Origin of the sequence: Paraburkholderia sp. RL17-347-BIC-D (assembly GCF_046027915.1) — a bacterium.
Lineage (GTDB): Bacteria > Pseudomonadota > Gammaproteobacteria > Burkholderiales > Burkholderiaceae > Paraburkholderia.
This window is the reverse complement of sequence record NZ_JARESS010000070.1, coordinates 24,551-33,658: the sequence shown is the minus strand read 5'-3', so window position 1 is coordinate 33,658 and position 9,108 is coordinate 24,551. Positions and strand designations below refer to the sequence as shown.

The window sequence follows — 9,108 nt, the reverse complement described above, 5'->3', positions numbered from 1 at the left end:
GGCCGACCGTGCCGGCTTGCGAGAGCAGCCATTTCGCGGCGATCAACGCATAAGGCTGCACTTGCGCAAGGATGCCACCGCGACCCGCGTCGGACAGGCGCTGCCACTCGCGTGCGAGGCCTTCGCCGGCGAGCGGCACCTCATGCAACCAGCCGGGCGGGGGAGGCAGCGAGTAGTTCGGCAGCGCCTCGGCCTGGTCGACAATGTCGCCGCCATGCTCGGCGATCGTCGACACCGCCCCGTACAGCGGCAGCACGATTACGACCAGCAGGCCGATCAGCATCACGGTGACGGCGATCCAGCGGCGGCCACCGACGCGCCTTTCGATACCGATCATCACGGGCCAGGTGGCAACGACGATCATCGTCGCCCAGATCAGCGCCGGCAGAAACGGACGGACGATATAAAGACTGCCGAAGATCAGCAGCGAAAGAATCACGATGATCAGCAGGATGCGGGCAATATCCGCTTGCGGTCGCGAATTCACGTCATTCTCCTGACACGCGATCAGGCCACAGCCGCGCGGGGGCGTGCGGTCCGGTGGCGCATACCGCCGACAGGGCTGCGCGATGGGCAACGGCCACGCTTGCGGGGGCTGCGCCGACCGCAGACAAAATGTCTCGCCTACTCAGCCTATAGCCTTCGAAGAACCGCCGCCATTGGACTTTGGTTCAATGGGCTTTGTCGCAATAAGGGACCTGCTATGCTGAAGTCTCGAGAACGAACGATCTGATCGATGAATCTGAACCTGAATCCGGCTGTGGCGAAGGTGCTCAAGCGTCTGCACTATCCGCTTGAAGTAATCCTTCTCTGCGTACGCTGGTATGTTGCGTATCCGCTGAGTCTGCGCCACCTCGAGCAGATGATGGCCGAGCGAGGAATTTCGGTTGACCATTCGACCGTGCATCGCTGGGCGCTCAAACTGTTGCCGGTGCTGGAGAAAGCGTTCCGACGCTGCAAGCGGGAGGTCGGCACTACTTCGGGTCAGGGGCGAATGGAAATATCTGTATCGCGCCGTGGACAAGGCTGGCAACACGATCGATTTCCTGCGGCGAGCCCATCGTGACAAGGTTGCGGCCCGGCGCTACTTCGAAAAGGCGATTGCCCGGAACGGCGAACCGCAGACCGTGACGATTGATAAAAGCGGATCAAATCTGGCGGCGCTACGGGTGCTTAACGCTCAACGTGCGCCGATCAGGATCCGCCAGAAGAAGTACCTGAACAACGTCGTCGAGCAGGGCCACCGTGCCATCAAGCGTCGCACCCGACCAATGCTGGGCTTCAAGAATTTTCGTTGTGCACGCATCATTCTGAGCGTTTCGAGTTCATGCACATGATCGTCAAAGGCCAGATGAAAGACGGGGGCATCGCGCAAACTCCCGCCCAGCAGATTTACCCGTTGGTCGCATGAGTAGTCCTCATCATATCGAAATTTGTCTGACTCGCCTTCCCTATAGCGACAAAGCCGGCCGAAGTGCCTATGCGGGAGAACCCGGGTTTTCCGTTCACCCGACACGGGTTGGAACTCGCGAGTATGTCACTTTCGCCGATACCGGTAGATGCGGAAGGACTCAATATCGACTACGGCTTCCAACATGAGCCGAATACCGATCTGGTTGTCGTAACTCCCGGGCAGCAGGCACCGCTCGGTCCCACGCTCTCACTCGCCAGGCGTCTGCGCCTTCTCGACTGGGCTGCGAAAGAAGGAGCCTGGGTCCTTGAAGACGACTATCTGAGCGAGCTGCAACTGACGGCACGCGCCGCGCCGGCGCTCGCGTCGCTTGATCGTGGCCAGCACGTCATTCATATTGGCTCCTTCAGCAAAACGACCAGTCCTGCATTGCGATTGGGATTCGTTGTCGCCCCCTTGCCGCTTGTATCCCGGTTCGCAGAGTTGGCAGCATGCCTGGCTCCGTCACCTTGGCTGTCTGTGCAACTCGCGACGGCGCAGTTCATGCACGACGGACACTACATGCGTATTCTTCGACGCATGAAGCGGCTCTATGTCGGTCAACGCGACGCGTTGCTCAAATGCCTCGATGAGCGTGCTTTCGAGACAACGACTGCCGGCTTGTCCGTACTTGTGCGGTTGCCCGACGGCGTCTCGGACATCTCCATCGCGAGAGCATTGTTAGAGTTCGGATTGGGTCCCGCACCGCTGTCACCGTGGTATGCGTCGCCAGCCTCTGCGAGATCAGGACTTTTGTTGGCTGTCGCGACCTCACCGGAGAGAAACCTCGTCAATTCCTGCGACCGGCTGCGTGAGGTGATAAGACGCTATACATGAAGCATGTAATGCTACGTCAGAGCCCAATCAGCCTGCGGCCGCTTTTCGACTTCCTTCAGACATCCGAGATATTCACACCACCGCCTGCAGTGGCCGACTCCTGCCCGACAGAATCGTCGGCAGTCGACCCTCTTCTGCCCTTCGACCCGGCGCGACCTTAATGGCAGCCTCCGAGGTTCAACGGTCATTCGTGCTGCCTTTCGACATCTTCTGGATCTGCTGATCAGGGTGAATCCTCGCTTGGGAGGTGCCTCGGCACGTCATGGTCAGGCGCAACGGAGGCATCGCGCCCGAGGCGTCCGGGCGCTGTCGCAACAGTCACGGATTGGCTGATTCGAAAGTAGATTTCTCAGAGTACGGCGTTCCTTATTTTCACGGAATCGGACCAAAGTCGCATTGCCGCTTTTCGTGCCGAAGCCTACATTTTGAAAGCAGCTCCCAAAAATACCTCTGGATCGCCGGAGAGTCAGTGTGGTGACTCTGAGGAGGGACAACTTTACGTGGATTGAACCGTGTGACCGTTCGCAATGATCGACCACCCCACCAGGATCGTCGATTTCCAATTGTTGTCACGTGCAAACCAGCAATCGCCGTGGGATTTATCGCGGTTCAACAGGAGTGAGCAATGAAAGCAATCAGGACATTCAGGCTGATGGGTGGCCCATTGATCGTCGTGGTATCCATCAACGCGTCGTCGCAGACTAGCGAATCTGCGGCGCCGTCGACTCAATCAATTCCCGTCTTGTTGCCATGCTGAGTCGCCTCGTCAGAAGTCGCTCCTGCCAGCCATCTGGAAGGTAGCAAACTACATGAGGCAACAACAACAAATAACCTGAGTCAATGCGCTACCGTGACGATTCGTCATGCAAAAGTACAATCCGCGGCGCGAGCCGGCCAGGAGGAGGCGAGCATGGAAACCATCGTGAAGGCGCGTGGGAAGGCCAAGACCAAAGTCCATAACGTCGTGGAGGATGTCCGGGTTCTTCGCTCCCGCGCAGAGCGTCTCGCCGCCGGTCAGGCGTTGCGCGATAAGGTGCCGCGCGGCAGCCACGCCGACTGGACACCATCGGCCCAGCGCCGGGATCCCATCGAGATACTGGAAGAATCGAACCAGGACCGATTGCCGGAACTGGTCCCGATCCGCTATGGCCGTATGCTCCGCAGTCCCTTCACGTTCCTGCGCGGCTCGGCGGCGCTCATGGCCCACGATCTCGCGACTACCCCAAGTACAGGTCTTCGAGTACAAGCCTGTGGAGACTGCCACCTGTTGAATTTTGGCCTGTTTGCCACCCCGGAGCGCAATCTGGTCTTCGATCTGAACGACTTTGACGAAACGCTGCCAGCGCCCTGGGAATGGGACCTCAAACGGCTGGCCGTCAGTTTCGCGATTGCTGGGCGCGATAACGACTTGCCGGATGCAGATTCCCGGACAGCCGTCCTCGAGTGCGTGCGCACATATCGGGAGCACCTGCGGGAATACTCCCGGATGAATCCGCTGGAAGTCTGGTACACCCGCCTGGACATGGAAACCCTCATTGCGATGGCATCCGATGAAAAGGTCAAAAAGACCCGCGAACGACTGGCAGAAAAAGCCCGCCAGCGTGTTGTCGAAAACCTCTTTCCCAAGATCACCGGCGAAGTGGCTGGGCGACGTCGCCTGGTCGATCAACCGCCGCTGCTCTACCACGTCAGTGACCCGGGCTTCGAGGAACGGGTTCGTGAGGCACTGGCCGACTATCGCCAGTCGCTGTCCGACGAACGCCGTGTCCTCATGGATCGCTACCACCTGGAGGACTTCGCCCTGAAGGTCGTGGGTATTGGCAGCGTCGGCACCCGGTGCTTCATCGGGCTGTTTTTCGACGAGGAAGACCATCCCCTGATCCTCCAGTTCAAGGAACAGCGCCGGTCGGTCCTCGAACCCTATGCGGAAAAGAGCCACTATGACAATCAGGGACAGCGCGTCGTCATGGGACAACGGCTGATGCAGTCCTCCAGCGACATCTTTTTAGGTTGGTTGCGGGGACAGCGAGGCTATGACTTTTTTGTGCGCCAGTTGCGGGACATGAAGATGTCGGCTCCCACCGAGGAAGTCACGCCCGCGCAGATCAACCGCTATGCCGGGCTCTGCGGCTGGACCCTGGCCCGCGCCCATGCCAAGTCCGGGGATGCCACGACTATCAGTGGCTATCTGGGCAAGGGCGACACCTTTGACGAGGCCATCGGCACGTTTTCGCTCGCCTATGCAGATCAGACGGAGCGTGATCACGCGGCGCTGGTGAAGGCGGTACGCACTGGGAGGCTGGAAGCTCTCGTTGAGGAATAGCGTCCTCGACGACTCGCCCGCATTGGTTGTCGTTAGTTATGTATCGGATTTCCGGCGTGCTCGATCTCTGCGATGCGGCACGACGCGTTAGGGCGAGAGCGTAGGAGGCAATCTTGCCGACGGGCAGGTTGGCGCACGGCGGAACGCTGTATCGCGGATTCGAAACGCCCTAAGTTCTGAACGACGGCGGTTTGACTTCGCGGATTGTCGTTCAGATGGTGAGGACATATCATGACGGGACTTCGCTTTGTTGGCGCCTTGCTGGTCGGGATTTCGGTGCTCTCGTCGTCGGCGCGAGCCGCGTCGGGACCGGGTGCATCCGCTGTGGCACAAGCATCGTCGGCCCCGGCTGCTGTTGCGAAAACCCGCCAGTTGAACCTCGCGGTCAAACCGTGGACCGGAGACTTCGACGCGATGCTCGAGCGCCGCTCGATCCGCTTTCTGGTGCCGTTCAGCCGTACGCTGTACTTCAACGACAAAGGTCGAGAACGCGGTCTGACCGCTGAACTCGCGCGCGACTTCGAACGTTACGTCAACAAGCGCTACGCCAGCCGGCTCGGCAAACGCCCGGTGACGGTCTTCCTGATTCCAACGACCCGGGACAAACTTCTGACGAACCTCCAGACCGGGCTGGGCGATATCTCGGCGGGCAACCTGACGGCGACCGACGACCGGCGCAAGCTTGTCGACTTTGTTGCGCCGCGTGACCGCAAGCCGGTCCGGGAACTGATTGTGACCGGTCCCCGCGCTCCGGCTATCGCAACCCTGGACGACCTCGCGGGAAAGCAGGTGTATGTACGCAAGGCGACGAGTTACTTCGAGAGTCTGACGGCGCTGAACGACCGGTTCAGGAAAGCGGGCAAGCCGGTCATGCAGATCACGCTGCTGCCCGACGCACTCGAAGATGAGGACACGCTCGAAATGCTCAATGCGGGAATGCTCGGCATCGTAGTGGCCGACGACTGGAAAGCAAAACTGTGGGCGCAAGTTCTGCCTCGGATCAAGGTCAGGGAGGATCTGGTGGTACGCAGCGAAGGCTATGTGGGTTGGGCGATCAGGAAGAACAGCCCGCAACTGCAGGCTGCGGTGACCGATTTCTATAACGAGTTTCTCAAAAAGCAGGGCGTCATCGACTATCGGCTCGCACAGTTCATGAAGCGTATCAGGCAAGTCACTGATGCTTCGGGTGCGGTGGAGCGCAAGCGTTTCGAAGAAACACTTACCCTCTTCGAGAAGTATGGCAAGCAGTATGGCTTCGACCCTCTGATGCTGGCCGCCCAAGGCTATCAGGAATCGCAGTTGAACCAGTCGGCGCGCAGTCACGTTGGCGCGATCGGCGTCATGCAGTTGATGCCGGGAACAGGCAAGGAAATGGCAGTCGGCAACATCGCTGTAACCGAGTCCAACATCCATGCGGGCACCAAATACATGGATCGGCTGATGACACGCTACTTTCCGGACGCGCACTTCGACGATGACAATCGCACGTTGTTTGCCTTCGCGAGCTACAACGCGGGGGCGGCCAATATCGCAAAGATGCGCAAGGAGGCCGCGGCCCGCGGGCTGGATCCGGACAAGTGGTTCAACAATGTCGAAATCGTAGTCGCGGAGAAGATCGGTATCGAAACCACGACGTACGTACGCAACATATTCAAATATTACGCCGCATACCGCTTGATCGCCGATGCTCAAGCGGCCAGAACCAGGGCTTTAGGGAAGATGCAGCCGCCGAATTGACAGGACGTAAGTGTGGTGGAAGGCGATTGAGATCGACCAACTCATTGAAGCATAAGGGCCCGGCACTGCCAAACTGGCAGACGGCCCAGATGAAAGCTTAAGGCTACGCTGAAAATGGTCAACGGCATTGGGCGTTCAATCGTTAGATTTGCATGAAACAACAGACCCTTGCGATGGCGGCCGATCAAGGCGCCGGATTTGAACAGTACCGTCGGCCAACCAAACGCGATGTGTTCCTTGAGACGATGGAGCAGATCGTGCCGTGGGCGCAACTGTGCGAGGTTGTCGAGCCGTACTATCCGAAGGGTCAAGGCGGTCGCCCGCCAGTGGGTCTGGAGCGCATGCTGCGCATGCACTTTGTGCAGCACTGGTTCAACCTGGCCGATGAAGCGTGCGAGGAGGCGCTGCTGGATAGCACCGCATTGCGGCGATTCGTCGGGATTGACCTGGGGCGCGAGCGGGTTCCCGATGGCACGACGCTGTTGAAGTTTCGCCGGCTGCTGGAGCGCAACAAGCTCGGCGAGCAGTTGTTCTCCAAGGTCGGCGAAGTACTGCAAGGGCATGGGCTGAAGGTTGGCACCGGCACGATCGTGGATGCCACCATCATCGGTGCGCCCAGTTCCACGAAGAATGCGGACAAGGCACGAGACCCCGAATTGCATCAGACAAGGAAGGGCCAGCAGTGGTACTTCGGCATGAAGCTGCACATCGGTGTGGATAGCCAGACGGGACTGGCACACAGCGCGGTAGTGACGGCGGCAAACGTGCACGACAAGCATCCGCTGCCGGCGCTGCTGCACGGCGACGAGCGGCGTGTGTACGGTGACAGCGCCTATGCGAGCCAGAAGGAACTCATCGCCAGCAAGGCGCCGAAAGCGAAGGACTTCACTAACCAGCGTGTGCGCAACCGCAGTGGTGAAGTCGATGAAACCAAGCGCTCGAAAAACCGCAACAAGTCGAAGATTCGTGCCCGGGTCGAACACGTCTTTGCGGTGGTCAAGCGGCTGTGGGGCTTCGGCAAGGTGCGCTATCGCGGCCTCGCGAAGAACGCCACGCGTGCCTTTACTGCACTCGCGCTGGCCAACATCTACATGAGCCGCACGCGGCTGATGGCACAGGTGCGTCCATAAGCAGCCGATGGGTCGAGAGCCCACTTGCCAGGTCCTTCAGGGCCGGGAAATCGAACCAGTCGCATCGCTGATCTCACGTTCCGAAATTCAGCATCAAGCTGTCGGCGAAAACGGTGGCTTCTTCAGCGTAGCCTTAAGTCGATCCAGCGCGCCCAGACTCATTGGAGCTTTGCAGCGGGAACCAAGGTGTCACCTCTCAAGATCTGAGCGAGAGCGCGTTGTCGACAAAACGGAACCGTGTGCAACATGACTATCAGCCCATGCGGACGACGCACCAAAGGATCTCGCCAGAGGTGAAAAATCAGTTGGTGCGCGAGTGTGCGACGTTCATCCTTTGCGAGAATTATTTCCAGTGCATCAACATGACGTTCACGCCGAGTTCCGTTCCGGTTGCCAACCGACTCATTTTTTTATTTAGAGACCGTTTCAAACAGAGATCCCGGAGAGGCTATTGACAATTCCGGCAAGCTGCTAGCCTTCCGCACAGCGTTTGTTTGCATGGCCTGCACACTCAGGTCCATACTCGCGTCAGGTTCCGTGATAGCGAAACTGCCGACCTTTTCGCCTGCCCAGATTGTGATAGAGGGAAGGCTGGTGCCGTCGCACCGCCACGCTCTCGCGGTTGTCTGCATCGATCGATACGCTATTCAAGGTTTCCAAAAGTCGGAATTCAAAAAATCTACGCGTTCCGCAAGCCCTTGCCCGGCAGTCGTCGCGAAAGCGTCTCGTCGAAGTCGGCCAGGGTTGGCATCTGCATCGCGGGTCTGCGCTCAAGTGCTCCAAGCGAAGCCCTCCAGGCATCGAGGATCTCGAGACGCTCCTGGTGTTCGATGTACGGCACGTGATACGCAAAGAAGGGGTCGAGAACGTCGAAGCCAACATAGCCAAGGGTTCCTTGCAGGAGAGGACGCAACATCATTGCGAGATCGCCATGGATCCCACCGTCGCAAACCATCGATTGCCGGCTGCCGAGCGTGGCGCAGACCAGAGCTTTCCTTCCAATCATTCCGCCACGGTCATAGATACGTCGGCCACCGTAGAACGCTCCTGAGACGAAAACCCTGTCTATCCAGCCTTTGAGAATTGCAGGCATGGAGAACCAATAGATGGGGAACGTCAGAAGCAGCAGGTCACAGCGGCGGACTTTTTCGACTTCATTCAGGATGTCGGCTGACAGTGTTCCTGTCTCAAGTCCGTGCCGTTGCTCGAGGGCATAGACAAGATAGTCGCCGTTTTGAGGAACCCCGAAATCGGCAGCATTGGCTACTGGATTAAAGTTAAGTGCATACAGATCGGTGACTTCAACGCTGTGGCCGGCCGCAGTCAGTACGTCAACGGCGGCGTTTTTCATAGCCGACGCGAATGATTTAGCCTCTGGATGAGCGTGGACAACAAGTACTTTCATCTTCTACTCGACTCCTGTTGGCCCCCCCTGCCGCCAGGCATGGATGAAGACCGTTCGATTACTATGGCGATCGTTCGCCCCCGCCACCGTATGTGGTCGTACATTCCATACTTCCGTGCATACGGAGTTCGTACCCGGGGTTGTATGAAGAGTCGAAGGCCAACGTGATTAACACGCACGAGACCGGACATGCGAGGAAGTTTTGCGGTGCATAGCCGCAAGCCGG

The 9,108-nt window shown here is 58.7% G+C and carries 6 protein-coding genes and 1 pseudogene; 5 read left to right on the top strand and 2 right to left on the bottom strand.

Features of this window, described 5'->3' with window-relative positions:
- The coding region (locus tag P0D96_RS43025) for an AI-2E family transporter (RefSeq protein ID WP_459252707.1) at nt 1-487 on the bottom strand (487 nt) is incomplete at its 3' end.
- A gap of 249 nt (nt 488-736) precedes the next feature.
- On the opposite strand from P0D96_RS43025, the pseudogene P0D96_RS43020 reads away from it, so the two are divergent.
- The 5 genes and pseudogenes from P0D96_RS43020 to P0D96_RS43000 all read left to right on the top strand — a co-directional run bounded on the left by P0D96_RS43020 (nt 737) and on the right by P0D96_RS43000 (nt 7,477).
- Nucleotides 737-1,411, top strand: a pseudogene (locus tag P0D96_RS43020) (IS6 family transposase).
- Nucleotides 1,412-1,480: 69 nt separating this feature from the next.
- On the top strand, nt 1,481-2,287 hold the full coding sequence (locus tag P0D96_RS43015; protein ID WP_408320026.1) for an aminotransferase-like domain-containing protein: 807 nt from the start codon (nt 1,481-1,483) through the stop codon (nt 2,285-2,287).
- Between the two features lie 910 nt (nt 2,288-3,197).
- Entirely contained in the window at nt 3,198-4,610 is a 1,413-nt protein-coding gene (locus tag P0D96_RS43010) for a DUF2252 domain-containing protein (protein WP_408320024.1), read from the top strand.
- 231 nt (nt 4,611-4,841) lie between these two features.
- Nucleotides 4,842-6,347, top strand: a complete 1,506-nt coding sequence (locus P0D96_RS43005) for an MltF family protein (protein ID WP_408183687.1) — start codon at nt 4,842-4,844, stop codon at nt 6,345-6,347.
- A gap of 152 nt (nt 6,348-6,499) precedes the next feature.
- Entirely contained in the window at nt 6,500-7,477 is a 978-nt protein-coding gene (locus tag P0D96_RS43000; RefSeq protein WP_408183739.1) for an IS5 family transposase, read from the top strand.
- A gap of 679 nt (nt 7,478-8,156) precedes the next feature.
- On the opposite strand, the gene P0D96_RS42995 is transcribed toward P0D96_RS43000, so the two are convergent.
- Nucleotides 8,157-8,882 (bottom strand): NAD(P)H-dependent oxidoreductase, encoded by a 726-nt coding sequence (locus P0D96_RS42995; protein ID WP_408183346.1) that lies wholly within the window; start codon nt 8,880-8,882, stop codon nt 8,157-8,159.
- Between the last annotated feature and the right edge of the window lie 226 nt (nt 8,883-9,108).

Excerpts from the sequence above, each read along its gene's own strand:
- P0D96_RS43015 (WP_408320026.1), top strand. The coding sequence starts at position 1,481 with ATGCGGGAGAACCCGGGTTTTCCGTTCACCCGACACGGGTTGGAACTC.
- P0D96_RS43000 (WP_408183739.1), top strand. The coding sequence starts at position 6,500 with ATGAAACAACAGACCCTTGCGATGGCGGCCGATCAAGGCGCCGGATTT.
- P0D96_RS43005 (WP_408183687.1), top strand. The coding sequence starts at position 4,842 with ATGACGGGACTTCGCTTTGTTGGCGCCTTGCTGGTCGGGATTTCGGTG.
- P0D96_RS43010 (WP_408320024.1), top strand. The coding sequence starts at position 3,198 with ATGGAAACCATCGTGAAGGCGCGTGGGAAGGCCAAGACCAAAGTCCAT.
- P0D96_RS42995 (WP_408183346.1), bottom strand. The coding sequence starts at position 8,882 with ATGAAAGTACTTGTTGTCCACGCTCATCCAGAGGCTAAATCATTCGCG.